The sequence below is a fragment of the Pseudonocardia sp. DSM 110487 genome (assembly GCF_019468565.1).
In the GTDB taxonomy this organism is placed as follows: domain Bacteria; phylum Actinomycetota; class Actinomycetes; order Mycobacteriales; family Pseudonocardiaceae; genus Pseudonocardia.
Genome location: NZ_CP080521.1, coordinates 4,027,466 through 4,053,329, shown reverse-complemented (window position 1 = coordinate 4,053,329; position 25,864 = coordinate 4,027,466). Strand labels below are relative to the sequence as shown.

The following is a 25,864-nucleotide window of genomic DNA, read 5'->3' as shown; positions in this document are numbered from 1 at the left end:
CTGTCGTACCGGGGCTACCCGCGCGGATCGATGCAGGCACCTAGCCGTGGTTCCGCGCACAGCCGGCACGCGACATCGAGCACTCGCGCAGCACGTCGGTCGCTTCGGCTCGCTCGTCATCCTCGAGCGGCTGTCCCGGATGCCTGCTGGTGCAGCGTGTCCTGCGACAGGTCGGGGCGCCCGCCCAGATGACCGACGGTCAGCGCCGCGGCCGCCGAGCCACAGCGAGCCGCCTCGTACGGACCGCGGTCGAGCCCGGCGACCAGCCCGGCGACGAACGTGTCCTCCGCCCCGGTCGGCTCGACCACCGGCGCGTCGATCAGCTGCTCACGGTCAGCCCTACCTCGGTGCCTGGAAGCCGCCGATCCTCTGCTCGAGCAGTTCGGCCAGCCGCAGCGGGGTGCGGTCCTCGAACATCGGACCGATGAGCTGCACCCCCACCGGCAGACCCTCGGAGGGCCGGCCCGCTGGTATGGCGGTGGCGGGCAGGCCGGGCATGGTGGCCAGACCAGCCCAGACGAGCTGGTCGAGGAACGGGTACTCGACGCCGTCGATGTCGATCCGGCGTTCCAACAGATCGGGATTGTGGTCGTGCGGGAACGCGGGAGTCGGCGTGATCGGGCACACCACGGCGTCGAACTCGGCGAAGAGCTGCCGCCAGCCGTGACGGTGGAGCTCGCGACGGTTGTTCGCCTCGATCCAGTCGCGGTGGCTGAACACCATCCCGCGCAGCCGCGCCGCGCCGAGACTCTGGTCGTCCGCGCTCAGGCCTGCGGCGCGGGTCCGCAGCTGCTCGTACGCTTCGCCGGGAAGGCGCGCAACGGAGCCCGAGAACAGCAACTGCGTGTAGAGCGTCGCGGCTTCGGCCAGGTCGGGCAGCAGCGGGCTGTGCCGTTCGACGCGGGCGCCGCCGTCGACAAGCGCGTCGGCCACCCGGTTCACGCCCGCCAGCACGGCGGATCCCGTCGGAATGAACGGATGCTCGTCGAGGACAAGGACCCGGAAGTCGCCGAGTCTCTCATGGCGTGCGGGCGGCAGGGTCAACTCGTACGCCACGCCGAGCGTCAGCGGGTCCGGCCCGGCCATGACGTCGAGCAGGAGCGTGAGGTCGCGGGCGGTCCGCGCCATCGGACCGACGACGGCGAGGTCGAGGTCGACCGGCAATGCCGGCGTGGTTGGCGGGATCATGCCGCGGTTCGCCGCCAGCCCGAGGGTCGGCTTGTGCGCGTAGACACCGCAGAAGTGTGCGGGCGTGCGCAGCGAGCCGCCGATGTCGGAGCCGAGGGACAGCGCGCCGAATCCAGCCGCCAGGGCCGCCGCTGATCCGCCGGAGGACCCGCCCGCCGTACGATCGTGGTCCCACGGGTTGTTCGTGGTGCCGTACATCTCGTTGAAGCTCTGCAGATCTTGCAGCCCCAAGGGCACATTGGTCTTACCGAGCACCACCGCCCCGGCGGCCTTGACCCGCGATACCTGTACCGCATCCTCGGCCGGCACATGGTCCCGGTACAGCGGCATGCCCCAGGTCGTGGGCAGCCCGGCGATGTCGTAGGACTCCTTGACCGTCACCGGAATACCAAGCAGTGGCCGATCCTCGCCGCGGGCGCGCGCCTGGTCGGCACCGCGCGCGGCGATCCGCGCACGGTCGAAGTCCCGCACGCAGATCGCGTTGATCACCTTGTCGTCGCGCTCGATGCGGGCAATCGCCTCGTCGGTCAGCTCCACCGAGGTCACCTCACCGGCACGCAAGGCAGCCACGAGTTCCTCGGCCGTCGGAAAATTCCACTCCATGAATCCGACCGTATCGGCGTATTGGAGAGGCCATAAAATGCCGATTCGCACAACGGGATAGATGTCTCAACTCGTCATGCTGGTCTCCGGCCACAGAAAAGTCGCCCGCCCGCTGCACGACGTGCGCGAGCGCGGCGCCCATTGGTGCGGCCCGAGCTGATGACTCAGATCGCCTTCATCGAGTGGACCGGCGACGGCAGGTTGCGCGCTGTGCCGCCGTCGTCGGCCCGCACGTGAGGGCACGAACCAACCACGCACGCGCTCGATCGCGTTGCTGTCACGGCACGCGCGGGTAGCCCGACGGCGACCGCGCACAGCAGGAAGGAGCCCGTGGTCCGGGACGGCCGGGTCGTGGGCATGCTCAGCCTGGGTGACCTGGATGGGGCTCGAGGACAGCAGGAGACGGCATGGCAGACGACAAGGAGCTGCGGGACCTGCGCCAGCAGGCACACGAGGCAGGCATCCGCGGCAACTCGAAGATGGACGAGGAGCAGCTGCGAGAGGCCCTGCGCAAGGTGGACAAGGGAGAGGACCCCATCAAGGCGAAGCGAGAGGCACACGACTGGGAGTGATCGGGGTGACCGGAGCCCACCACGCATGAGCCCCGGTTGCGCGGGAACCCGCAAGACATGGCCAAGAAGCCGAACGCAGACGAGACCCGAGCCGCCGCCCGGGATGCGCATCGGCGCGGCGAGTCACCGAGCGAGGCCGGAGCCACCACCGGCGCGTCCAAGCAACGCGACCACGTCCGGACGAAGAAGGACCGCCACGAGCATTCGGCGGCACGCGGGAAGAGCAAGACCTGACGAGGAGGCCCGGATGCCGCGACCCGGCAGCCACCACTACGACGTCCGACGCGCCCGCCTCCGGGCGCAGCACGACAACTCGGGCACACCCGACCACCACGCGGACGCAGCGGCGAACGAGGAGCTCCGGCGCGACCACCCACCCATCCCGCTCGGCGACCCCGATCGGGCCGCCGGGCCGACGGGTGTCGGCGGGGACAGCCGCGGCACCCCCGACGCCGACGACCGGCTCGCCGCGCGAAGCGGTGTCGTCCTGCGCAGCACCGCGTTCGTCGAACACGACCTGATCCCGTCCCGCTACACCCACCCCGAACGCACCGGCGACGAGGAGCTCTCCGAGTTCTTCCGGCGCGCGCAGAACGAGAGCCGCAAGGGTGCCGAGCAGGGCAAGCAGATGCTCGCCGCCCGCATCACCCGCTGACATTCCTGAACTCGAAAGGGGGTGCTGCATATGACCACCTCGGCGGTCTACCGCACACGCTTCGCACCGGAGGTCACGCTGCCGCGGCCTCCGGACCCGGGCCCGCCGGTGCCGGGCCCCGAGCCGACCCCGCCGCCGACTCCTGGCCCGGAGCCGTCGCCGCCGATTCCGCCGGCGCCGCCGCCTCCTCCGGACCCGCATTTCTAGCGTCCCGATCAACTCAGGCCTACTGCGCGGCGCCCAGGCGGCGCCTTCGACAAGGGCCGGGCAGAACCGCGGGGGACGGTCGAGCACGGCGTACGGTGTGGACGATGGGCAGCGGGCACGGTGGGATGCCACCGCCGGAGGAGCTGATGTCATTGCACCGCGCGGCTCGTAATGGCGCGGTTGTCTTGGCGGTCGAGGGTGAGGTCGACATCGCGACGGCCGCGCAGCTGCGGGAAGCGTTGGATCATGCGCTGAACGACGCCGGCATGCGTCCGGTCGTGGTCGATCTGACAGCGGTGTCGTTCCTCGCGTCTCGCGGATTGGCCATCCTGGCCGAAGCCCACCGGTCGGCGGGCGTTCTGCAGCCGTTGCGGGTCGTGGTGGACGAGGCCAGACCGGTGATCCGCCCCTTGCAGCTGTCCGGACTCGGCCGTGTCCTGAGCCTGTTCCACACGCTGGATGACGCGCTGACCGGCAGCCCGGAGGTCGACGTCAGCTGAGCCCAGCGCCGCGGCAAGAAGGGCGGGAGCCGTGTCAGCGGGCTTGGGCTGCGTCGATTTGCGGGAGGGGTGACACTGGCCTTCATGGCGCCGCCCTGTGACGTCGACCCCAGCGCGCCGGAACCGGCTCGACCCCGCGACACGGCTCACTCGACATCGAACCCGAGCGCAGCGGATGGCGACGGCTCGCTCGCTGATCCGACGATCTCGTTCTCCCTCCGTTCCGTACCGGCGGCCGCTTGGTTGGGCCGGGCCCGGCTCCGGCGGTGGCTGGAACAGTTGCGGTTCCCACCCGCATGGATCGATGACCTGATCTTCATCACCAGCGAGGCGATCAGCAACGCCGCCGAACACGCCTATCCGCCGGACACCGCGGAGGGCCCGATCCATGTCGAGGCCCGGCTGCGATTCGACACCGAGCCCCCCTCCCGGCCCGAACACCCCGAGGGGCGGGCTCGGCCGCGCTGGCGGGTGCAGGTGCGGGTCGCCGACCGCGGCGCCTGGAAGCCGGTCAACCCGGCCCAGGGACACCGGGGACACGGACTCGCCGCGATCGCGGCACTGGCCGCCCACGTCACCGTCCGCCGCGGCGAACAGAATTCGCCGCGTGGAACGGAGCTGACCATCACCAGTGCCCCAGCACCCAGAAACTGAACCGCCGGCCTACGTCTCCACCACCATGGGGGGCCCGAGTTCCGTCCCGCCAGTTACACCTGGCTGCCGAGCTTGAACCCCCGCGGGCCCGCCCCTGCCTCCTCCGCACGGGTGTAGGAGAACCCGTCGGCTCCGATCGTCACGTCCGCCTCGCGGGCCTCCGTCCGCTCGCGCAGCGGCTGCAGTGTGCCGTCGACGTCGAGCACCGGGGAGGCCTCGGCGTACCAGGAGGGGACGACGGGGTTGCCCCACCAGTCGCGGCGCTGGTTGTCGTGGACGTCCCAGCGGACGACGGGGTTGTCGGGGTCGCCGGTGTAGTAGTCGTGGGTGTAGATCTCGATGCGGTGGCCGTCGGGGTCGCGCAGGTAGAGGTAGAAGGCGTTGGACACGCCGTGGCGGCCGGGGCCGCGTTCGATCATGTCGGAACGGCGGGCAGCGCCGAGGTGGTCGCACAGGTGCAGGATCTGGCCGCGTTCGTGGGTGGCGAACGCGATGTGGTGCAGGCGGGGCCCGTCGCCACCGGTGAGAGCGACGTCGTGCACCGTCGGCTTGCGGTACAGCCAAGCCGCGTAGACGGTGCCCTCTGCGTCCTCGATGTCCTCCGACACCCTGAACCCGAGGCCTTCGTAGTAGCGCTGCGCGGCCGGGACGTCCGGCGTGACGACGTTGAAGTGGTCGAGCCGGCTGATCGCCCCCGCGCCGTGCAGGTCGTAGCGCTGGGTGAGGCGCTCGACGTGCTCGGCGTCGAAGAAGAACTCGACGGGGAAGCCGAGCGGGTCCTCGATCCGCACCGCTTCGCCGATGCCCCGGGTCGCCCCGGCCGGCACCCGTTCGACCCGGACGCCGAGCGCCCGGTAGTACTCCTCGGCACGGTCCACTTCCGCGGCCGATCGCACGCGGTACGCGAGCCGCGCGCATGCGGCCACCTCGCCCTGCCGGAGCACGAGGGAGTGGTGCAGGTACTCCTCGAAGGCGCGCAGGTAGATCGCGTCGGGCTCCTCGGCGGTGACGACGAGACCGAGCAGGTCGACGTAGAACCACCGGGCCGCGGCGAGGTCGGTGACGACGAGCTCGGCGTAGGCGCAGCGGATGACGTCGGGTGGCGGGACCATCGTCTGGGCCATCGTCAGGGCCTTTCCGTGATGCCGAACCGGGGCGTGTGCACCTCGGCGAGCGTGACGTGCACGGCCTGTTCCTCGGTGTAGAAGTCGATGGAGCGGTGGCCGCCCTCGTGGCCGAGGCCGGATGCCTTCACCCCGCCGAACGGGGTGCGCAGGTCGCGCACGTTGTGCGAGTTCAGCCAGACCATGCCGGCCTCGATCGACTGGGCCACGCGGTGGCCGCGGGTCAGGTCCCGCGTCCAGACGTAGCCTGCGAGCCCGTACTTCACGTCGTTGGCGAGTGCGATCGCCTCCGCCTCGTCGTCGAACGGGGTGAGCGCGACGACCGGCCCGAAGATCTCCTCCTGGAAGATCCGTGCCGTCGGCGGTACATCGGCGAAGACGGTGGGGGCGAGGTAGTTGCCCTCGGTGAGGTGCTCGGGCCGGCCGCCACCCGCGACGAGCCGTCCCTCGGTCGTGCCGATCTCGACGTAGTTCAGCACGCGCTCGTAGTGCTCCGGGTGCACGAGCGCGCCGACCTCGGTCTTCGGGTCGTGCGGGTCCCCGACGACGATGGCGCGCGCCCGCGCGGCGTAGCGCCGCACGAACTCGTCGTAAACGCCGCGCTGCACGAGGATGCGCGAGCCCGCCGTGCATCGCTCACCGTTGAGGGAGAAGACACCGAAGAGCGACGAGTCCAGCGCCGCGTCCAGATCGGCGTCGGCGAAGATCACCACAGGGGACTTGCCGCCCAGCTCCATCGACAGCCCCTTGAGGTGCGACGCCGCCTCCCGGAAGATCGTCTGGCCGGTGGTGGTCTCCCCGGTGAACGAGATCAGCCGCGTGCCGGGGTGCGTGACAAGGGCGGCGCCCGCCTCCTCGCCGATGCCGTTGACGAGGTTGAACACGCCATGGGGCAGCCCGGCGTCCGTGAAGATCTCCGCCCACAGGCTCGCCGAGAGCGGGGTGAACTCCGCGGGCTTGAGCACCACGGTGCAGCCCGCCGCGATCGCGGGGGCGAGCTTCCATGACTCCAGCATGAACGGGGTGTTCCACGGCGTGATCAGCCCGGCGACGCCCACCGGCTTGCGGTTGACGTAGTTGATCTGGCGGCCGGGCACCTTGTAGGCGTCGTCGGTCTGGCCGACGATCAGGTCGGCGAAGAACCGGAAGTTCTCCGCGGCCCGCTGTGCCTGGCCGAGCGCCTGGGTGATCGGCAGGCCGGTGTCGAACGTCTCCAGCTCGGCGAGCCGGGCGTCCTGTGCCTCGACGAGGTCGGCGATCCGGTTCAGGACGCGGGCCCGTGCCCGGGGCGCCATCGTGGGCCACGGACCGTCGGTGAAGGCCCGCTGGGCCGCGGCGACGGCGGCGTCGACGTCCTCGGCCTGGCCGGCGGCCGCCGTGGCGTAGGTGCGGTTGGAGACCGGGTCGAGCACCTCGAACGTGGCGCCACCGATGGAGTCGCACGGCTTGCCGTCGATGAAGTGCTGCAGATGGGTGGGGAGCCCGGTGGGGATCATGCGGGCACCCCGACCGGGGTGAGGTACCGCTCGCCTGCGGCGGCGAGTGCACGCACCGTCGACTGGCCGGCCTCGGTGAGCGGGATCAGCGGCGGCCGGACGTGGTCGCTCGCGATCAGGCCCCGCTCCTTCATCAGCCATTTCGCCGGCGCCGGGTTGGTCTCGACGAACAGCAGGTCCACGAGCGGGTGCACGCCGAAGTGGATCTCCCGGGCCCGTTGCGCGTCGCCCGCCACGGCCGCGTCGTACATCTCGGCGACGGCGGCAGGCGCGATGTTGGCCAGCGCGGAGACGAAGCCGGCGCCGCCCAGCGGCAGGATCGGCAGGCACAGGAGCTCGATTCCCGACCAGACGAGCAGGTCGGGGCCCGCGGCGTGCAGCACGCGGGAGAAGTGCTCGAAGTCCTTGGTGGTCTCCTTGACCCCGACGAAGTTGTCGTGGTCGCGGAACAGCCGCCCGACCGTCTCCGGGGTGATCTCGACGGCGGTGCGGGAGGGGACGTTGTAGGCGACGATCGGCAGGTCGGGGAACTCCCGAGCGACCGTCGAGTACCACACGTACAGCGCCTCCTGGGTGGGGCGCGCGTAGTACGGCGTGATCACGAGGACCGCGTCCGCTCCGGCGTCCCGGGCGGCCGCGGTGAGTTCCAGGGTCTCGGCGAGCTTGGCCGAACCGGTGCCGGGCAGGAACGGCACGCGGTCGCCGATCTCCCCGGCGACGGTCCGGATGGCCTCGGCGCGTTCGGCGATCGACTGCGCCGACGGCTCCCCGGTCGACCCGCCGAGCGAGATCCCGTGGGTGCCCGCCTCCAGCTGCCAGCGCACGAGCCTGCGCAGGCCGTCGTGGTCGACGTCGCCCGTATTCGTGAACGGGGTGACCAGTGGCGCGATCGAGCCGCGGATCTGCGCGGGGTCGGAGCGGAATCTCATGCTGATCCCTTCGTGTGGTGCAGGACGGCGTGCAGGGTGGCCTCGCGGTGGGCCCGGGTGGCGGCCTCGATCTCGGCCGCGGGTGCGCCGCGTGCGATGAGGCCGAGGAGGGCGTCGTGCTCGCGCACGGCCTCGGCCGCGCGCTCCGGCACGAAGGAGAACACCGACGAGCGCAGGGCGGACACCCGTGTCCACCCGCGCTCGACGAGGTCGAGCAGGTGGGGGTTGGGGCACGGATCGGCGAGCACCCGGTGGAAGCGCTCGTTGAGCCGTGAGTGGCGCAGGGGGTCGAGGTCGTCGAGGCCATCGCGCATTGCGGCGTTGAGCCGCCGCGCTTCGGCGAGTGCGGTGGCGGACAGGTGGGCGGCGGCCATGCCGGTGGCGGCGCCCTCGACGACGGCGAGCGTCTCCACCGTCCACCGGTACTCGACGGGGTCCAGCCCGCGGACGGTCGCGCCGACGTTGCGCACCACCTCGACGAGGCCCTCGGCCTCCAGCCGCCGCACCGCCTCGCGCACCGGCACCGTGGAGACGCCCAGCTCCTTGGCCAGCGTGCCCAGCACCAGCCGATAGCCGGGGGTGTAGGCGCCGTCGCGGATGCGGCCGCGGATGAGGTCGTGGGCGAGGTCGACCTTCGAGGCGGTCGGGAGGGTCACCGGGACTCCTCGTAGCGTTGCCGCCACTCTCCCGCCAGCGGGTACAGGCCCTCCAGCCCGGCGCCGTCCGCCACCCGGCCCGCGATCCACGCCTCCTCGCGCTCCTGCTGCTCCGCGGCCGCGAGCACGTCCTCGACAAGGCCCGGCGGGATCACGACCGCGCCGTCGTCGTCGGCGACGATCACGTCACCGACCTGCACGGTGGCGCCGCCGCAGGCGATCGTCACGTCCGTCTCCCACGGCACGTGCCGGCGACCGAGCACCGCGGGATGCTGTCCCGAGGTGTAGACCGGCAGGTCGAGGGCGGCGATCGCGGCGGCGTCGCGGGCGGCGCCGTCGGTGACGATCCCGGCCGCGCCGCGGACCTGGGCCCGCAGCGCGAGGATGTCGCCGAGCGTGCCCGCGGTCGGGTCGCGGCGGGCCTCCATGACGAGCACGTCGCCCTCCCGGAGGGAGTCCACCGCGCGCTTCTGCGCGTTGTAGCCGCCGCCGTGCGAGGCGAACAGGTCGGGCCGGAACGGGACGAAACGCAGTGTGCGCGCGGTGCCGACCAGCCGCCTGCCCGGCACGAGTGCGCGGACGCCGTCGATGCTCGCGTCGTCGAACCCCCGCCTGCGCAGCTGCACCGACAACGTGGCGACGGCGACGCGGTTCAGCCGCTCGCGCAGCTCGTCGGGCAGCATCGGCCCCTGCGCGGGCGGTGTGCCCCACGCGTCGGCCCGTACGGCGTCGTCGACGTGCGGGGGCGATCCCCACGGTGCGAGCGGTAGGCCGTCGACGACCTCGGTGCGCAGCCGACCGGTGCTGCGCGTCCCGTCGACGGTGCTCACCTCGACCTCGACGACCTGTCCCGGCTGCGCTACGGATGCGCCCGCCGGGGTGCCGGTGAGGACGACATCGCCCTCCTCGAGCGTGAGCATGCGGGACAGGTCGGCCACCAGGTGCGCGAAGCCGAACAGCAGCGTGTCGCTGGTGTCGTCCTGCACCAGCTCCCCGTCCAGCCAGGTGCGCACCCGCAGCCGCTCCGGGTCCAGCTCGGCCGCGGGCAGCAGCGACGGCCCGAGCGGGGTGTAGCCGTCACCGCCCTTGGAGCGCACGTTCGAACCGCGGTCGGCGGTGCGCAGGTCCTGCAACCCGATGTCGTTGGCCGCCGTCACCCAGCCCACGTGCGACCAGCCGTCCTCCGGCTGCACGTGCCGGGCCTGCTTCCCGATCACGAGGGCGATCTCCCCCTCGAAGGCGAGCAGCTCCGTGCCCCGCGGCCGCTCCACGGCCGCTGAGCCGGCCAGCGACGAGGACGGCTTCAGGAAGTACGACGCCGCGCCGGGCGTCCGCCCCCGCTGCGCCGCGCGCGACGGGTAGTTGAGGTGGACCGCAATGATCTTGCCCGGTCGCCTCCCGAGTAACTCGGTCACCGCGTCCATGTACGGGCTCCTTCACGTCGCATCCGATCGTGTACGGGATCGTATATCTTCTCGGGTCACGACGCGACCCCGCGGACGCACGGAAGTGCCCTCACGTGACCGGCGCCGTCCCAGTTCGCGACGGGCGCCGAGAACGGTCGCGCCGGCCTCCTGTTCGGCCTGGTTGTCCACCCCGAGGTCGATGCCGGGGCGGTCCCGCAGGAGCAGCCCGGCGGCGCCGGTGATCGCCAGCAGCACCGGTGTGCGGCCGAGGCCGACCGGCCCGTCGGGGTTGGTGGCGTAGCTGGTGATGAACCCACCGGTGGTCATGTAACCGGCGGCGTTGTTGCCGGCGAAGATGAGCGCCGCGAGCACGACCAGCAGCCCATGCTTGCAGAACAGCTCCACGACCGGCACCGTCGTCCGCTGCTTCCTCTCGGCCATCTCGGCGAAGACGGGGCTCTCGTCGACCGAGCGGCGCACGACGTAGCCGACGCCGATCAGCACCACGCTCAGCAGGAACGGGACGCGCCAGCCCCATTCGAGGAACGCGGGCCCCGGCGCGATCACGCCGGTCATGAGGGCCGTGACGCCGGAGGCGAGCAGCATGCCCAGCGGCACGCCGAGCTGTGGGAACGCCCCGGCGCGGCCACGGCGGTCCCGCGGGGCGTGCTCGACGGCCATCGGCACGGCGCCGCCCCACTCCCCGCCTGCGGAGATGCCCTGCAGGATGCGCAGGACGAGCAGCAGGACGGGCGCGAGCATGCCCGCGGTCTCGTAGGTGGGCAGCAGCCCGATGAGGCTCGTCGCGCCGCCCATCAGCACCAGGGTGAGCACGAGCATCGCGCGCCGCCCGATCCGGTCGCCGAAATGCCCGGCGAGGAACGCTCCGAGCGGGCGGAAGACGAAGCTGATCCCGACCGTAGCGAACGAGAGCAGCAGCCCGATCTCCGCGCCTGCCGGGGCGAAGAACAGCTGGGAGAACACGAGGCCCGCGGCCGTGCCGTAGATGAAGAAGTCGTACCACTCGATGGTGGTGCCGATGACGGTGGCCATCGCCACCCGCCGCCTCGTGGAGTTCATATCGGTTCCTCGGGGGTTGGGTGCGACTACCAGGTGACGGGGAGCGTGGTGAGCCCGCGGAAGACCCAGCCGTGCCACTCCTCGGCGCGGCGGGGGTCGGTGCGCAGGCCCGGGAGCTCGGCGTACAGCAGCGGTACGGCGATCTCGCCGACGGAGATGCGGGCCGCCCAGTGCCCGGCGCACAGGTGCGTTCCGCTGCCGAAGCCCAGGTGCGGCTCGCGTGGGCGCGCGATGTCGAACGCGTCGGGCCGCTCGAACGCCGTGGCGTCGCGATTGGCCGCGGCCACGACCACGCCGATCGGCGCCCTGGCGGGGAGCGGCACGTCGTGCAGCACGACCGGCCTCGTGGTCTCCCGCGGGTACATGCCGATCGGCGAGAGCCACCGGACGGTCTCGTCGAACACGGCGGGCCACTGGGACGGGTCGGTGAGCACCCGGTCGCGCTGGCCGGGGTGCCGCGACAGCGCCCACACCGCGTTCGTCACCACGTGCTGCGGCTCGTTCATGCCGCCGGAGATCGTCAGCTTGACGTTCGCGGCGACGTCGCCCAGCGGGAGCCCGGCGTGGACGAGCGCCGAGGTGATCGTGTCGTCGGGGTGCGCGCGGTAGTGCGGGATCAGCTCGTCCAGCAGCGCGTCGACCTCGCGGCGGGCCTCGTCGCAGCGCCGCCAGATGTCGGGGTCGTCGTGCAGGTTGCCGGTGCCTGCGATGAACGCGTGCGACCACCGCTGCATGTCGTCGACCCCGGCGCCCGTCAGGCCGAGGAGGTCGATCAGGTTCTGCGCCGCGACCGGACCGGCGTAGTCGCGGTTCAGGTCGGCGTCGTCCGGGCCGCGCTCGCGCAGCACCGCCAGCTGGGTGCGCGCGTTGCGCTCGAACACCGGCGCCCACCGCCCGCGAAGCGTCTTCGGTCGGAGGGTGGGGTTGATCGGCCGCCGCTCGGCGGCGTGCTCGGGGTCGTCCTTGCGCAACATCGGCCGGGCGCCGAGTGCCCTGGCCATCAGCGCGCTGCCACCGCTCACGTTCGCGGTGTAGGTCTGCTGGTCCTCCTCGATCGCCCGGCAGGCCGCCGCGGACGTGGCCAGGTACCGGTTCAGCGCCGGCACCCATGCAATGGGTGACTCGTCCAGCAGCCTGCGATAGGTGGGATAGGGGTCGGCCAGCATCTCGACGGGCTCGACCCACTCTGCAACCGGAGTTGTCATGAGGCTCCTCATGCCGCGACGGGCCGCCGGGCGAAGTCCTTGAGGCTGAACGCCGGATCACCGACCTGGCCGGGGTGCGGCGACCGCCCGGCGCTCAGCAGGCGGCGCGCCGCGATGTGGTCCGCGGGCCGGTTGAGCGACTCGACGGCAACGAGCCGGCCGTCCCGGAAGCAGCAGACGGAGAACCGGCCGGTGGCGGGATCGCCGCACGGCACGCTCTCGTCGTCGGGCAGGCGGACGCCCGCGATCTGCAGCTTCAGCGGGCCCTGGTGGCTCCAGAACCACGGCAGCTCGGCGTACGGACCAGAGCCACTGTCGCCGAGGATCGCGGTGGCGACGTGCCGAGCCTGATCGGTCGCGTTCTGCACCGACTCGAGCCGGATCCGGGTGCCGGTGTGCGCGCTGGGGTGGCTCGCGCAGTCGCCCACGGCGTAGATCGCCGGGTCGGCGGTGCGCAGGTTCTCGTCCACGACGATCCCGTCCGACACCGGCAGCCCGGCCGCCGCGGCGAGCGCGGTGCGCGCCACCACGCCGATGCCGACGACCACGAGATCCGTGGCGTACTCGAGGCCCACGCTGCTCACGACGCCGCGGCCGGTGAAGGCCGCGACGGCCTCGCCGAGACGCAACGTCGTGCCCATGCGCCGGTGGGCGTCGGCGAGGTGCTCGGCCATCACCGGCGACACGGCCCTGCCCAGCGGGCGGTCCGCGGCCTCGAGGACCGTCACCGGCAGGCCGCGCGCACGGGCGGCCGCCGCGACCTCGAGCCCGATGAACCCGGCGCCGACCACGAGCACCGACCGCGCCCGAGGCAGCGCAGCAGCCACCTCATCGGCGTCGGCGAGGGTGCGCAGGGCGTGGACCCCGGGCAGGTCCGCCCCGGGGACCGCGGGGGTTCGGTTGGCCGCCCCGGTGGCGAGCACCAGGACGTCGTACGGCACCGTGCCGCCGTCGTCGAGGTGGACGATCCGCGAGGCGCGGTCGATCGCGGTCGCGGTGACCCCGGTGCGCAGCTCGATCCGGTTCTCCCGGAAGAAGCGCTCGGCCCGCAACGGCATGGCCGTCCCGGTGGACGCGAGGTGCTCCTTCGACAGCGGCGGCCGCTGGTACGGCGGCGCGGGCTCGTCCCCCACGACCGCCAGCGGCCCGTCGTGACCGGCGGCCCGCAGCGAGTCGGCCACCTGAACCCCGGCGTGACCGGCGCCGATGACGACGACTCGCTCAGATCTGGGTCGCGGGCACATCGACCTCGACCTCCTCGAGGTCACCGCCGAGCGTCAGCTGGCAACCGAGCCTGCTGCGCCGCTCGTCCCGTGGCGCGGCCGTGCAGTCGAGCATCTCCTCCTCGTCCTCGCCGATCTCGGGAAGGGAGTCGAGGTGGGCCTCGCGCACGTAGACGTGGCAGGTGGCGCACATCGCCTGCCCGCCGCACTCGCCGACGATGCCGGCGACTCCGTTCTGCACGGCGGCCCGCATCACGTTCGAGCCCGCGTCGGCGGCGACCGTCTCGGTCGCGCCGTCCTCGTGGTGGTAGATCACCTTCGGCATGCGATGCTCCTTCGTCAGTCCCACAGCACGGGCAGGCCGAGCACGCCGCGGAACACCCAGCCGCCCACGACCGCAGGCCGGGCCGGGTCGAGGCGCAGGCCGGGGAGCTCGGCGAAGAGCCTCGGCAACGCGCCTCCCACCACCGACGCCCTTGCGATCCAGGCGCCGGCGCAGAAGTGGCTGCCGCCGCCGAACGCGAGGTGCGGCTTCCTCGGCCGGTCGATGTCGTAGGACTCGGGGTCGGTGAACACCACGGGGTCGCGGTTGGCGGCGCCGACGACCACGCCCATGCGCGCGCCCGCAGGTACGGCCATGCCGGCGAGCTCGGTGTCGCGGGTGGCCTGGCGGGGGTACATGCTGATCGGCGCGACCCAGCGGATGGACTCCTCGAACGCCTCCGCCCACCGGCCGCCCGCGAGCACGCTCGCCAGCTGCTCCGGGTGCGAGAGCAGCGCCCACGCCGTGGTCGCGACGGCGTCCCTCGGCTCGTTCAGCCCACCGCCGATCGTCATCTTGAGGTTCGCGCGCAGCGCCTCCAGTGGCATCGGCATGCCGCTCAGCTGGGACAGCAGGCTGGCGTCCGGGTTCGCCCGCAGGTGGGGCAGCATCTCGTCGATCGCCTCGTCGACCTCGCGGGACGACCGCTCCGCTGCCGCCCACACCTCCGGGTCGTCGGCGTAGTTGCCGGTGCCGTCGATGAGGGTCTGCGACCAGCGCTGCATGTCCTCCTGGGTCGCGCCGTGGAACCCGAGGACAGCCCGCAGGTTCTCCGCCGCGTACGGCGCGGCGAACTCGGCCACGAGGTCCGCGCCCGGCCCGGCGGCACGCAGCCGGCCCAGGTATGTCGTGGCGTTGCGCTCGAACACCGCCTGCCAGTGCTGCTTGATCGCCTTCGGGCGCAGCACGCCGCCGTACGATCTCCGCTCGGCGTCGTGCTCCGGGTCGTCCTTGCGGAGCATGCTGTGCCCCATCGACCGCTTCATCAACGAGCCGGTCTCGTCGGCCGAGAACCGCTCCTGGTCCAACTCGATCGTGTGGCAGGCGTCGTAGCCGATCACGAGGTAGCGGTTCACGGCCGGGACCCAGTGGATCGGGGCCACCGCACGCAGCCGCCGGTAGATCGGGTACGGGTCGGCGTACAGGTCCGGGATGGTCACCCACTCCGCCACCGGGATGGGCTCGGCCCTGGTCGCTTCCACTGTCATCGTCGACGTCCTCCCGCATTGGAGACGTGGAGAAGTGTGAGCGCGGCCATCTCCACACGTAAAGTTCAAAGAACTTCGACGAATCCCAAGCAGGAGTTCGGTATGACGGCGTACACGTTGCGGCAGCTCGCCTACTTCGTCGCGGTCGCCGAGGCGGGCTCGATCAGCGGGGCGGCGGAGAAACTGCACGTCACGCCCACCGCGGTGGCGTCGGCGATGACCGAGTTGGAGCGCGTTCTGCACACCCAGCTGATGGTCAGGCGCAAGGCGCACGGCGTGGCGCTCACGCCGACCGGCGCCTACCTCCGCGAGCGCGCCTCGACGCTGCTGCGCGACGCCGAGGAGCTGGAGCTCGCCGCAGCCAGCGGCGGCACGGAGCTCGCCGGGCCACTGGTCCTCGGCTGCTACGTCACCATGGCGCCGACGATCGTGCCGATGCTCATGGAATGGATCACGAAGCACCACCCGAAGGTCGAGCTCACCGTCGTGACGGGCAGCCAGCTCGAGCTGCCCGATCGGCTACTCGCCGGGGCGCTGGACCTCTCGATCGGCTACGACATCGCACTGCCGGACGGGCTGGACTCCGTGCTGCTGTACCGGGCACCCGCCTACGCGCTGTTGCCCGACGGCCACCCCCTCGCCGCGCAGGAGGTCGTCGGTCTGGCCGACCTGGCGGCCGAGCCGATGATCATGCTCGACATCCCGCCGGCGGCACAACACACGCTCCTGCTGTTCGAACGGGCCGGCATCACCCCGCGGGTCGCGCAGCGCACCTCCGACTTCGAGCTCACCCGTGCGCTGGTCGCCCGCGGGTTGGGCTACTCGATCCTCATCCAGCGGCCCGCCGTCGACCGCTCCTACGAGGGCCTGCCGCTGGCCGTCAGGGAGATCACGCCCGCCGACCCGAGCGGAGGAGTGCGGATGATCTGGCCGCGGCACGTGCGGCTCTCGGACCGCGCCGCGGCCCTCGTCACCTTCGCCACCGAACACGCCCACGAGATCGACCCACGCATGCGATGATCATCTACCGTTGACGGCCGAGAAGCTGCGTGCGGATCCTGCATCGCCGAGGTCGTCCGCTGCTGCTGCACCGCCGCGCTCAGGCACCGGCCGATCGCCGCGCGCGCTGGGCATCGAGTGCCGCCACCGCGACGTGCAGCTGGGCGCGGAGGTCGCCGGACTCGAGATCGCCGTCGAGGATCTGGCCGATGAGGCTCAGCCGCTGGTAGAGCGCCTGGCGGGAGAGGTGGCTCCGCCGCGCGGCGATCGACTTGTTCCCGGCGGCGCCCAGGAAGTGGCGCAATGTGGCCAGTAGGTCGGTGCCGTGCCGCTGGTCGTGAGCGAGCAAGTGCGCCAGCTGGCGCTCGGCGTAGGCCTGCACCCGGGGGTCGTCCCGCAGGGAGTAGAGCAACTCGGGAAGGCCGATGTCGCTCACCGTGTAGACCTGCCGCGGTCCACCCGCCGGGACGGCATCCGCGACCTGTTCCGCCTCGGCCGCGGAAAGGGCCACCTCGGACAGCTCACCCACCTCCGCCCCGACGTGAACGGCGGTGCCGGCCAGCGTGGCGATCTCCTCGGCGAGCTGGCGCCAGCCGCCGGGTTCGCGGAACGCCAGCAGCACGCCGACGCCCCGTTCGCCGAGGTCGCCCACGAGTGCGCTGCCTTCCAGCCGCGTCCGCAGCTTGTCGAGCAGGCCCGCCCGGTCGTCGGCGCGCACCATCACGACGGCCAGCCTGCGCCCGTGCGTCGGCACGCCGAGCGCGGTGATCCTGGACCGGGTGTCGCGCCATGACAGCTGCCGCCGCTCGAGCACGTCGAGCAACGCATCCCGGTGGGCCTGCTCCTCCCATCGCGACTCGTGCGTCAGCCGAGCCAGTGTGAGCGCGATGGCCGCGCGCTCGAGGACCATGACGTGCTCGCTGTGGAACTGCTGCTCGGCGGGGTTGTCGGGCAGCATGGCCAGCCGGCCCCATCGCTGCCCGCGGAACTCCACCGACGTGACCAGCCAGCCTTCCTGCCCGCAGACCCCGGTGCGCTCCGCGGCCGACGGCGTGGCGCGGGATCGCTCCTCCCACCGGTTGAGCACCTCTTCCAGGCCAAGTTCGCCGGGCGCGCACACCAGCGCCTGGTGCGCCAGGTTCTCCAGCACGACGGCCCGGCCGGTCATCGTCGCCGCTGCCCTGACGATCTCGTCGGCCCCCGCACCGCGGAGGGACAGCGCGGTGAACGTGTCGTGGATGCGCTGCGCCGAGCGGAGCGTGCGCAGCTGGCCGGTGAGGATCATCGCGTGCACCTCCTGGGTCACGTCGACGAACTTGACCCCGCGGTGCAGGACGACCAGCGGCACGCCTCGCGAGCGACACCCGGCGACCAGCTCGTACGGCGTCTCCCGGTAGCAACGGCCGAGCTCGAGCACGACGGCTGCCGCGCCGATGTCGGCGAGCTCGGCCGCGTAGTCGTCCAGCCGCGCCGGGAAACCGAGTCCCGTGGTGAGCACGAGCTCACCCCCGCGCAGCGCCGAGGCGGGGCTCGCCCATTCGGTGACGTGCACCCACCGGACCGGCCGGTCCAACCGGTCATGGCCCGCCAGCACCTTCGGCAGGCCTCGAGCCAGCACCGGCAGGGCGAGCACCTCGGCCACCGTCATCGTCCCGCCGTCACTCACCGGCACACCCTGCACCTGCCGGGTGTCGGCCGCAACGCGCGTCACGGTCGTGGGACCAGCGGGTTCACGTCGTCACCGTCACGACAGCGCCTTCTCCCCCGCGGACGTGGCGGTACCGCTCGCGGTGGCCAGCGCAAGGCCCCTCGTCTCCGGGGCGATGGCCAGCGAGACGCCGAGGCCGACGAGTGTGATGACCGCGCCGATCAGCAGCGTTGCGGTGTTGCCGACCCCGGCGATGAGCAGCGGCAGGAAGAACGTGCCCCCGGCCGAGCCGAACCGGCTCATCGCCGACGCGAACCCCACCCCCGTCGCCCGAAGATCGGTGGGGAAGAGCTCGCTGGGATACAGGAACTGCAGCGCGCTGCCTGCTGCCTCGGCGAAGTGGAACACCACGAACAGCAGGACGATCGGCAGGGCCAGGTGCAGCGGCAGCACGGCGAGGCAGAACAGCGAGACGAAGATCGCGATGAAGCTGCCGATCAGCAGTGGGCGCCGACCGACCCGGTTGACCAGGAACAGGCCGGTCGCGACACCCAGGATCGGGATCAGCATCATCACCGCCGCACTCTCGGTCGCGTTGCCGACGCCCATCGACTCGAGGATCTGCGGCTGGAAGGTGCGGATGGCGTAGCCCGTCGCCACCTGGCACAGGAAGAACGTCGAGCAGAACACGACCTGCTTGGTGTAGCCGCGGCGGAACAGCTCACCGATGTTGCCCAACCCGGAGCCGCCCCGCCGTGGCGCCGATCCCTCCCGCACCAGGTCGTCGAGCCGCACGTCGGGCCCGACGTAGCGCCGCACGATCGCGGTCGCCTCGTCCAGCCGGCCCCTGCTCGCCAACCAGCGTGGTGACTCGGGCACGCCGGCACGCACGAGCAGGAACAGGAACGCCGGAACAGCTCCGGACAGCAGCATCCAGCGCCAGCCGTCGTCGCCGAGGTAGGTCATGCCGAGACCGACCCAGTAGCTGATGCCGTAGCCGACCCACCACGACAGGATCAGCCCGGCGAGCGCGGGTCCGCGGAGCTTGCGGGGCACCAGCTCGGCCGTGATGGCCGAGGCGATCGGGTAGTCGGCGCCGACGGCGATCCCGATGACCAGGCGCAGCACGAACAGCTGCCAGGCCTCGGTCACGAAGAACTGGGGGATGGATGCCGCGACGAACACCGCGAGGTTGAGCACGTACATCAACCGCCGCCCGATCCGGTCGGTGATCGCGCCGAAGATCATCGCGCCGGCGAACACGCCGATCAGCGCGGAGCTGGCGATCAGGCCGGACCACACCGACCCCAGCTGCAGCTGCGGCGTGATCTGGCTCAGCGCCACCGCGATGATGCCGAGCAGGTATCCGTCGCAGAACGGCCCACCCATCGCGATCGCCACCAGGCGGCGGTGGAACCGGGTGACGGGGACATCGTCCAAGCTGGTCGTCATCGGCACGGCCTCTCGTCGGAAGGCGAATTCCGACCACTGTGCGCGGCGTCACCCCACGCGGACAGACGCAGATTGTCACCTCGTCGGCAGGTCCACTTGACACGACGTTCCGAGTCTCCGCCGCCGTGTATCCCCGCCATGACCGTTGCGCTACATGTTGGAAAGGCACCCGGGAAGTGCACGAGCCCGTCCGCGAGTGAGACAGAGGAACCCGCCATGAACGCACGGCAAGTCGTGACCTTCGACTGCTATCGCACCCTCGTCGACTTCGACCTCAACCGCGAGACGCTGCCCATCGTCCGCGACCGTCTCGACGAGATCGGCGTCGGCCACGACGTGTTCCTCGACGACCTGCGCGTCATGCGGTTCCAGGGGGTCGTGCAGCGGCCCTACCGGCGCTACCGCGACATCGTCCGCGACACGCTCGAGCACTGCATGCTGCTGCACGGCGTCGAGTTCCGCGACGAGGACTACGACCGGTTGATCGCCGCCGCGGAGGGGTTCCCCGCCTTCCCCGAGGTGCCGGACGCGCTGCGCAGGCTCAAGGAGCGCTACGACATCGCCATCCTGACCAACAGCGACGACGACCTGATCCCCTACCACCTCGATGCCATCGGCGTGCCGTTCGACCACGTCGTCACCGCTGAGCAGGCGCGCGCCTACAAGCCACGGCGCGAGGCCTTCGAGAAGCTCTTCGAGGTGCTTCCCCAGACGCGCGACCAGATCACCCACGTCGCGCAGGGCTGGGAGTACGACATCATGCCCACCAAGGCCCTCGGCATCCATCGCCGCGTCTGGGTCAACCGGTACGGCGTCAAGGGCAGTGACCATTACCATCCCTACGACGAGATCCGCGACCTGTCCGAACTCCCTGCGCTGCTGGGGCTCTAACCGGCCATGAGCACTGCGACGAGCACAGATCTGGTCAACGGCAACATCTCGTTCTGGTTCGACGCCCTGGGTGGCCGTCCGTCGCCACGGCCAGCGCTGGCCGGCGACCGCACCGCCGACGTGTGCATCGTCGGTGCTGGCCTGACGGGGTTGTGGACGGCGTACTACCTCAAGAAGGCCGACCCCTCGCTCGACATCACGATGGTCGAGCGCGAGTTCGCCGGGTTCGGCGCCTCAGGGCGCAACGGCGGTTGGGCGTCGGGGTTGATCGCCGGGTCGCGTGACCGGTTCGCGACGCTGCACGGCGCCGACGCGGTCCGGGCGCAGCAGCGGTCGATTAACGAGGCCGTCGACGAGCTCGTCGCCGTCGCGGCCTCCGAAGGGATCGCGGCGGACGTCGTCAAGGGCGGCACGATCCGCATCGCGTCGACGCCTGCCCAGGCGCGGCGGCTGCGGGCCGGTGTCGAGGAGGACCACCACTGGGGGGTTCACGAGTCGCGCATCCTCGAGCGGAACGAGCTACTGGACCGCATCCGCATCCCCGAGGTCGTGGCGGCGGCCTACACACCGCACTGCGCCCGGATCCAACCCGCGCGGTACGTGCGGGCGCTGGCCGACGTCGTCGAGTCGCTCGGCGTGCGCATCCACGAGTCGACCACCGCCACCCGCATCGAGCGCGGGTCGGTGCACACCGACCGCGGCGTGGTGCGCGCACCGATGATCCTTCGCGCCACCGAGGGGTACACCGCCTCCCTGGCCGGTGAGCGGCGGACCTGGCTGCCGATGAACAGCTCGATGATCGTCACCGAGCCGCTGCCCCAAGCGGTATGGGAGGAGATCGGCTGGAACCGCGGCGAGACCCTCGGCGACAAGTGCTACTCCCACATGTACGGCCAGCGGACGTCGGACGGCCGCATCGCCATCGGTGGAAGGGGCATCCCCTACCGGTTCGGATCGGCCACCGACCGCGACGGAGCCACCCAGCAGGCGGCGATCCGCTCCCTCGTCGAGATCCTGCACCGCCGGTTCCCCGCCACCCGCGCCCACCGCGTCGTGCACGCATGGTGCGGTGTGCTCGGGGTGCCGCGCGACTGGTGCTCCAGCGCCGCCTTCGACGCCCGCACCGGACTGGGGTACGCGGGTGGGTACGTGGGCCAGGGCGTGGCCACCACCAACCTCGCAGGCCGCACCCTGCGGGACCTCGTGCTCGGGCGCGACACCGAGCTCACCCGGCTCCCCTGGGTGGGGCACGCCTCGCGCAAGTGGGAGCTCGAGCCGCTGCGCTGGCTCGGTGTCCGGTCGATGTACCTGGCCTACGGCTGGGCGGACCGCAAGGAGCTCAGGGGCGGGCGCGAGTCCCGGCTCGCGAAGCTCGCCGATCTCGTCACGCGCCGCCCGTGACCGATCGGCAGTGCACAGATCACATCGGTGACGGCTGCTCCTCGCGTACCCGGAACCGGTAGTGCAGCGGTGACTCCCCCACCTCCCGTTTGAACGCGGTGCTGAAGGCGCTCTCCGACGCATAGCCCAGCTCGGCCGCCAGCGACCCGACGCGGGCATCGCCGTGCCGAAGAGCGCGCTGCGCCAGCAGCATCCGCCAGCGGCTGAGGTAGGTCAGCGGCGGCATGCCCGCCACGGTCCGGAAACGTTCGGCGAACGAGGTCCGCGACATCGCCGCGGCACGCGCCAACTCGTCCAACCGCCACGGTTTGCCGGGTTCGGCGTGCATGAGGGTGAGCGCGGGACGCAACCGTTCGTCGGTGAGCGCCCGCAGCCATCCCGGGGGCAGCTCGGACTGGTCGACGTAGGCGCGCAGCACGTCGAGCAGCAGGAGCTGTCCGTACTGCCGGATCGCGAACGAGGAGCCCGTGCGGTTCTCGGTGACCTCGCGGAACAGCCGGTGGAGGGTGCCGCGCAGGTTGGTCCCCGCAGCAGCCGATGCCCGGACGTGCCCCAGCGGTGGGAGCGCCTGCAGCAGCAGTGCCCGTCCGGCCGGATTGAGGTCGACATGACCGCCGACGACGACGTCGTCGTCAGGGTCCCATGAGGCGCCGACGAGGCGGGTCGAGAGATCGTTCTCCTCCGGCACGACCTCGCGAGGCAACCCGTCCCCGGTGCCGCCCCGCAGCTCCACCCACGACCGGTTGTTCAGGATGGCGACGTCGCCCGGCTCGAGCTCGATCGGCCCGTCGACGCCGTCGGTGACCAGCCGGGCCCGGCCGCACACCATCGCGATGAACTTCAGCGAGTCGGTGATGACGGCGCGCGACACCCAGGGGCCCCGCACCGCGATCCCGCCCGACAGCACTCCGCGGACCTCGACGAAGTCGAAAACCTCGGACAGTTGATCGCCGACCACGTTCGTACGATCGCGCAAGAAATGCGCACCGTCAATCATTCAAAGTACGGACGGACGGTCGCAGGGTGGAGACATGACTCAGAAGCAACACCCCCTCGGGTCCGGGTTCACCGCGGCATCGACGGCCGAGGAGATCCTCGAGGGCATCGACCTCTCCGGCCGGAACGTCGTGGTCACCGGAGGTCACATCGGGCTCGGCCTCGAGACCACCCGCGCACTCAGCGGGGCGGGCGCGTCCGTCACCGTCGCCGCGCGCAACCCGGACCGCGCCGCAGCCGCGCTGGCCGGGGTCGAGCGCGCCGAGGTCGGTCGGCTGGACCTCCTCGACCCCGCATCGATCAACGCCTTCGCCGCCCGGTACCTCGACTCCGGCCGCCCCCTCCACATCCTGATCAACAACGCCGGCATCATGGGCGGCCCACTGGTGCGAGACGCCCGCGGCTACGAGTCGCAGTTCGCGACCAACCACCTCGGCCACTTCCAGCTGAGCCTCGCCCTGCTGCCGGCGCTGCGCGCCGCGCACGGCGCCCGCGTCGTCAACCTGACCTCCGGTGGCCACCGCCTGTCCGACATTCGCTGGGACGACCCGCACTTCACCACCGGCTACGACGGCATGCTCGCCTACGGCCAGTCCAAGACAGCGAACGTCCTGTTCGCCGTCGAGCTGGACCGCCGATGGGCCGCGGAGAGCATCCGTGGCTACGCGGTGCACCCGGGCGTCGTCCTCGGCACGAACCTGGGGCCCTTCCTCGTCGACGGCGAGGTGCGGACACCGTGGCAGAGCGACGACGAGCTGCGGGCCATGGGACTGATCGACGAACAGGGCCGGCCGGTCCGCGACCCCGACCGTGAGATGAAGACGCCGCAACAGGGGGCCAGCACCAGCGTGTTCGCCGCGACCAGCCCGCTGCTCGCCGAGATCGGCGGTGTCTACCTGAAGGACAACGACATCTCGCCGCTGGACGAGGACCCGAAGCCCATCAACTTCGGCGCCGAGCCCGTCGTCTCGTCCGACGTCGTGCCGCACGCCGTCGACCCGGAGTCGGCACGGCGGCTCTGGGAGCTGAGCGAGCGACTGCTCGAACGGTGAGGAGTCACCTGATCGACAGGATCGGGACATATCGTCCGAATGTGGACGTCATGTCCCCCGACTCGCGGCGAACGCGGATCAGCTCCGCAGCGCGTGCAGGATGCGGGCGAGCGACGCTCGATCGGCCTCGTCGAGGCGGGCGAAGAAGCCCTCTGCCTCGGCGGCTCGCGCGGCTCGGATCCCGGCGGCCACCTCCTCGCCTCGGCCGGTGGGCGCGACGAGGGTGGCGCGACGGTCGTCGGGGTCGGGGCGGCGTTCGACCAGCCGCGCCTCCTCCAACGCGTCGACCACCTCGGTCGCGGAGCGCGGGGCGATGCGCAGGTGCTCGGAAAGCGCGCCGAGTCGCATCGGCCCGTGCCGGGTGAGCACCCCGAGCGCGCGAGCCTGCGCCGGGGTGACGTCCCACGGTGCGAGCGTGCGCTGGGTCTGGTGCCGCAGCTGCCGCGCCACCCCACGGAACGCCTCGGCCAGCGACTCCTCCGGCTCCTCGGGCACCGGAATACCCTAGCAACAGGTACCGTTGTTCCCTCATGTTGAGGCAACCTCAACAATCTCGACGGAAGGACGTACCCGACTTGGGACCCGACATCCCCACCGACAAGCTGAGCCGGCCGGCCCGGCACACCGTGAGCGCCGCGGACAAGGCGCAGGCACGCGACGTCTCACTGCGCCGGATCGCACGGCTGTTCATCCCGCACCGCTGGTCCATCGCGACGGTCACCGCGATCATCGTCATGTCGTCCGTTGTCGCGATGGCCTCGCCGTTCCTGCTGCGCGCCGTCATCGACGATGCCCTGCCGCACCAGAACCTGACCCTCCTCGTTTGGCTGGTCATCGGCATGGTCGCCGTCGCCGCCGTGACCGCGGCCATGGGCGTGGTCCAGGCCTGGATCTCGACGAACGTCGGTCAGAAGGTCATGCACCGGCTGCGCACCGACGTCTTCACCCACCTGCAGCGCCAGTCGATCGCCTTCTTCACCCGCACGCGCACCGGTGAGGTGCAGTCGCGGATCACCAACGACATCGGCGGCATGCAGACCGTCGTCACGTCGACGGCCACCTCGCTCGCCTCGAACCTCACCACCGTCGTCGCGACCCTCGTCGCGATGCTCGCCCTGAGCTGGCAGCTGACGCTGGTCTCGCTGTTGGTGCTGCCGCCGTCGATCTGGCTGACCCGTCGCGTGGCGCGGATGCGGCGGGCCATCACCGCGGCCCAGCAACGCGAGCTGGCCGACCTGAACGTCGTCATCGAGGAAGGGCTGTCGATCAGCGGCGTGCAGTTGACCAAGACGTTGGGCACCGGGCCGGCGCTGGTCCAGCGGTTCAGCGCCTCATCGGAACGACTGGTCGATCTCGAGCTACGCGCCCAGCTCGCGGGGCGCTGGCGGATGGCCGCCACCACCGTCGTCTTCGCCGCCATCCCGGCGATCATCTACCTCAGCGCGGGCCTGCCGGTCACCGCCGCGACGATGACGATCGGCACGCTCGTCGCCTTCACCACCCTGCAGGCGGGGCTGTTCCGGCCGATCGTCGGCCTCCTCGACGTCGGGGTGTCGCTGGTCAGCTCGCTCGCGCTGTTCGCACGGATCTTCGAGTACCTCGACCTATTGGTGGAGGTCGACGACCCGGCCACACCGGTGGACATCGACCCGGCTCGGGTCGAGGGACACGTCCGCGCCGAGAACGTCAGGTTCACCTATCCCGGCAGCGCCGCCGCGGCCATCGACGGGATCACGCTGGACGTGCCCGCGAACTCCACCCTCGCGCTGGTGGGTGAGACCGGTTCGGGCAAGAGCACCCTCGCCGCCCTGATCGCGCGGCTCCACGACCCCGACGCCGGGCGCATCACCATCGACGGCATCGACCTGCGAGACATGCGCCTGGCCGACCTCGCGCGCATCGTCGGCGTCGTCAGCCAGGAGACCTACCTGCTGCACACCACGATCCGCGAGAACCTGCGCTACGCCCGGCCCGACGCCACCGACACCGACATCGAGGCGGCAGCGCGGGCCGCGCAGATCCACGACCTGATCACGAGCCTTCCCGACGGCTACGACACGGTCGTCGGCTCCCGGGGCCACCGCTTCTCCGGCGGGGAGAAGCAGCGCATCGCGATCGCCAGGACCCTGCTGCGCGACCCTCGGATCCTGGTCCTCGACGAGGCGACCAGCGCGCTCGACACCCGGACCGAACGCGCCGTGCAACGCGCCCTCGACGAGCTCAGCCGCGGCCGGACGACGATCACCATCGCCCACCGGCTCTCCACGGTGCGGGCCGCCGATCAGATCGTCGTGCTCGATCACGGCCGGATCGCCGAGACGGGCACCCACGACAGCCTCGTCGCCCGTGACGGTCGCTACGCCGGCCTGGCCGCCTGACCACCGCAGCGGGATCCCG

At 71.5% G+C, this 25,864-nt stretch carries 26 protein-coding genes; 10 read left to right on the top strand and 16 right to left on the bottom strand.

Annotated features, from left to right (window positions below; all coding sequences use genetic code 11):
- Positions 1-116 precede the first annotated feature (116 nt).
- Positions 117-320 carry a PfkB family carbohydrate kinase gene (locus K1T35_RS18915; RefSeq protein WP_255622608.1) on the bottom strand — a complete coding sequence of 68 codons (204 nt, stop codon included), beginning with the start codon at positions 318-320 and terminating at the stop codon, positions 117-119.
- A 19-nt stretch (positions 321-339) separates the two neighbouring features.
- On the bottom strand, positions 340-1,791 hold the full coding sequence (locus tag K1T35_RS18910) for an amidase (protein ID WP_220262701.1): 1,452 nt from the start codon (positions 1,789-1,791) through the stop codon (positions 340-342).
- Positions 1,792-2,198: 407 nt separating this feature from the next.
- On the opposite strand from K1T35_RS18910, the gene K1T35_RS18905 reads away from it, so the two are divergent.
- The 5 genes from K1T35_RS18905 to K1T35_RS18885 all read left to right on the top strand — a co-directional run bounded on the left by K1T35_RS18905 (position 2,199) and on the right by K1T35_RS18885 (position 4,379).
- Positions 2,199-2,363 (top strand): hypothetical protein, encoded by a 165-nt coding sequence (locus K1T35_RS18905; RefSeq protein ID WP_220261441.1) that lies wholly within the window; start codon positions 2,199-2,201, stop codon positions 2,361-2,363.
- Between the two features lie 57 nt (positions 2,364-2,420).
- Positions 2,421-2,597, top strand: coding sequence for a hypothetical protein (locus K1T35_RS18900; RefSeq protein ID WP_220261440.1), 177 nt, complete (start codon positions 2,421-2,423; stop codon positions 2,595-2,597).
- Positions 2,598-2,610: 13 nt separating this feature from the next.
- Entirely contained in the window at positions 2,611-3,018 is a 408-nt protein-coding gene (locus K1T35_RS18895) for a hypothetical protein (protein WP_220261439.1), read from the top strand.
- A 311-nt stretch (positions 3,019-3,329) separates the two neighbouring features.
- On the top strand, positions 3,330-3,725 hold the full coding sequence (locus K1T35_RS18890) for an STAS domain-containing protein (RefSeq protein WP_220261438.1): 396 nt from the start codon (positions 3,330-3,332) through the stop codon (positions 3,723-3,725).
- A gap of 84 nt (positions 3,726-3,809) precedes the next feature.
- The gene (locus K1T35_RS18885; protein ID WP_255622225.1) at positions 3,810-4,379 is read left to right on the top strand and encodes an ATP-binding protein; all 570 of its coding nucleotides are present in this window, start codon (positions 3,810-3,812) and stop codon (positions 4,377-4,379) included.
- A gap of 53 nt (positions 4,380-4,432) precedes the next feature.
- Here the strand turns inward: K1T35_RS18885 and hpaD are convergent, their stop codons facing one another.
- From hpaD to K1T35_RS18835, 10 genes are read right to left on the bottom strand one after another with little or no spacing between them, the layout of a single operon-like run.
- Positions 4,433-5,503, bottom strand: a complete 1,071-nt coding sequence (hpaD, locus tag K1T35_RS18880; RefSeq protein ID WP_255622222.1) for a 3,4-dihydroxyphenylacetate 2,3-dioxygenase — start codon at positions 5,501-5,503, stop codon at positions 4,433-4,435.
- Positions 5,504-5,505: 2 nt separating this feature from the next.
- On the bottom strand, positions 5,506-6,999 hold the full coding sequence (hpaE, locus tag K1T35_RS18875) for a 5-carboxymethyl-2-hydroxymuconate semialdehyde dehydrogenase (RefSeq protein ID WP_220261436.1): 1,494 nt from the start codon (positions 6,997-6,999) through the stop codon (positions 5,506-5,508).
- Entirely contained in the window at positions 6,996-7,928 is a 933-nt protein-coding gene (dapA, locus tag K1T35_RS18870; protein WP_220261435.1) for a 4-hydroxy-tetrahydrodipicolinate synthase, read from the bottom strand. The genes hpaE and dapA overlap by 4 nt, the downstream gene beginning before the upstream one ends.
- Complete coding sequence (locus K1T35_RS18865) at positions 7,925-8,584, bottom strand: GntR family transcriptional regulator (RefSeq protein WP_220261434.1); 660 nt, start codon at positions 8,582-8,584, stop codon at positions 7,925-7,927. The genes dapA and K1T35_RS18865 overlap by 4 nt, the downstream gene beginning before the upstream one ends.
- Positions 8,581-10,008 carry a fumarylacetoacetate hydrolase family protein gene (locus K1T35_RS18860; protein WP_220261433.1) on the bottom strand — a complete coding sequence of 476 codons (1,428 nt, stop codon included), beginning with the start codon at positions 10,006-10,008 and terminating at the stop codon, positions 8,581-8,583. Before K1T35_RS18860 ends, K1T35_RS18865 begins: the two co-directional genes overlap by 4 nt.
- Positions 10,009-10,020: 12 nt before the next feature.
- Positions 10,021-11,043 (bottom strand): MFS transporter, encoded by a 1,023-nt coding sequence (locus K1T35_RS18855; RefSeq protein ID WP_370645456.1) that lies wholly within the window; start codon positions 11,041-11,043, stop codon positions 10,021-10,023.
- A gap of 53 nt (positions 11,044-11,096) precedes the next feature.
- On the bottom strand, positions 11,097-12,275 hold the full coding sequence (locus K1T35_RS18850) for a cytochrome P450 (protein WP_220261431.1): 1,179 nt from the start codon (positions 12,273-12,275) through the stop codon (positions 11,097-11,099).
- Positions 12,276-12,283: 8 nt separating this feature from the next.
- A complete protein-coding gene (locus tag K1T35_RS18845; protein WP_220261430.1) occupies positions 12,284-13,519 on the bottom strand; it encodes an NAD(P)/FAD-dependent oxidoreductase in 1,236 nt (411 codons plus the stop codon).
- Positions 13,497-13,823 (bottom strand): 2Fe-2S iron-sulfur cluster-binding protein, encoded by a 327-nt coding sequence (locus K1T35_RS18840; protein WP_220261429.1) that lies wholly within the window; start codon positions 13,821-13,823, stop codon positions 13,497-13,499. Before K1T35_RS18840 ends, K1T35_RS18845 begins: the two co-directional genes overlap by 23 nt.
- Before the next feature lie 14 nt (positions 13,824-13,837).
- Positions 13,838-15,028, bottom strand: a complete 1,191-nt coding sequence (locus tag K1T35_RS18835; protein WP_220261428.1) for a cytochrome P450 — start codon at positions 15,026-15,028, stop codon at positions 13,838-13,840.
- 102 nt (positions 15,029-15,130) lie between these two features.
- Between K1T35_RS18835 and K1T35_RS18830 the strand changes: the two genes are divergently transcribed.
- Entirely contained in the window at positions 15,131-16,048 is a 918-nt protein-coding gene (locus K1T35_RS18830) for a LysR family transcriptional regulator (protein WP_220261427.1), read from the top strand.
- Between the two features lie 79 nt (positions 16,049-16,127).
- On the opposite strand, the gene K1T35_RS18825 is transcribed toward K1T35_RS18830, so the two are convergent.
- Complete coding sequence (locus K1T35_RS18825) at positions 16,128-17,738, bottom strand: PucR family transcriptional regulator (RefSeq protein WP_255622214.1); 1,611 nt, start codon at positions 17,736-17,738, stop codon at positions 16,128-16,130.
- Positions 17,739-17,771: 33 nt separating this feature from the next.
- Positions 17,772-19,127, bottom strand: coding sequence for an MFS transporter (locus K1T35_RS18820; RefSeq protein WP_220261426.1), 1,356 nt, complete (start codon positions 19,125-19,127; stop codon positions 17,772-17,774).
- A gap of 216 nt (positions 19,128-19,343) precedes the next feature.
- Between K1T35_RS18820 and K1T35_RS18815 the strand changes: the two genes are divergently transcribed.
- Entirely contained in the window at positions 19,344-20,018 is a 675-nt protein-coding gene (locus tag K1T35_RS18815) for an HAD family hydrolase (RefSeq protein WP_220261425.1), read from the top strand.
- Positions 20,019-20,024: 6 nt separating this feature from the next.
- Positions 20,025-21,419 carry an FAD-binding oxidoreductase gene (locus tag K1T35_RS18810; RefSeq protein WP_220261424.1) on the top strand — a complete coding sequence of 465 codons (1,395 nt, stop codon included), beginning with the start codon at positions 20,025-20,027 and terminating at the stop codon, positions 21,417-21,419.
- Between the two features lie 19 nt (positions 21,420-21,438).
- Here the strand turns inward: K1T35_RS18810 and K1T35_RS18805 are convergent, their stop codons facing one another.
- On the bottom strand, positions 21,439-22,377 hold the full coding sequence (locus K1T35_RS18805) for an AraC family transcriptional regulator (protein WP_255622209.1): 939 nt from the start codon (positions 22,375-22,377) through the stop codon (positions 21,439-21,441).
- Positions 22,378-22,450: 73 nt separating this feature from the next.
- Between K1T35_RS18805 and K1T35_RS18800 the strand changes: the two genes are divergently transcribed.
- Positions 22,451-23,467 carry an SDR family NAD(P)-dependent oxidoreductase gene (locus K1T35_RS18800; RefSeq protein WP_220261422.1) on the top strand — a complete coding sequence of 339 codons (1,017 nt, stop codon included), beginning with the start codon at positions 22,451-22,453 and terminating at the stop codon, positions 23,465-23,467.
- Positions 23,468-23,545: 78 nt separating this feature from the next.
- Here the strand turns inward: K1T35_RS18800 and K1T35_RS18795 are convergent, their stop codons facing one another.
- A complete protein-coding gene (locus tag K1T35_RS18795; RefSeq protein ID WP_220261421.1) occupies positions 23,546-23,962 on the bottom strand; it encodes a MarR family winged helix-turn-helix transcriptional regulator in 417 nt (138 codons plus the stop codon).
- Between the two features lie 35 nt (positions 23,963-23,997).
- On the opposite strand from K1T35_RS18795, the gene K1T35_RS18790 reads away from it, so the two are divergent.
- Positions 23,998-25,845 carry an ABC transporter ATP-binding protein gene (locus K1T35_RS18790; RefSeq protein ID WP_220261420.1) on the top strand — a complete coding sequence of 616 codons (1,848 nt, stop codon included), beginning with the start codon at positions 23,998-24,000 and terminating at the stop codon, positions 25,843-25,845.
- Positions 25,846-25,864 lie beyond the last annotated feature (19 nt).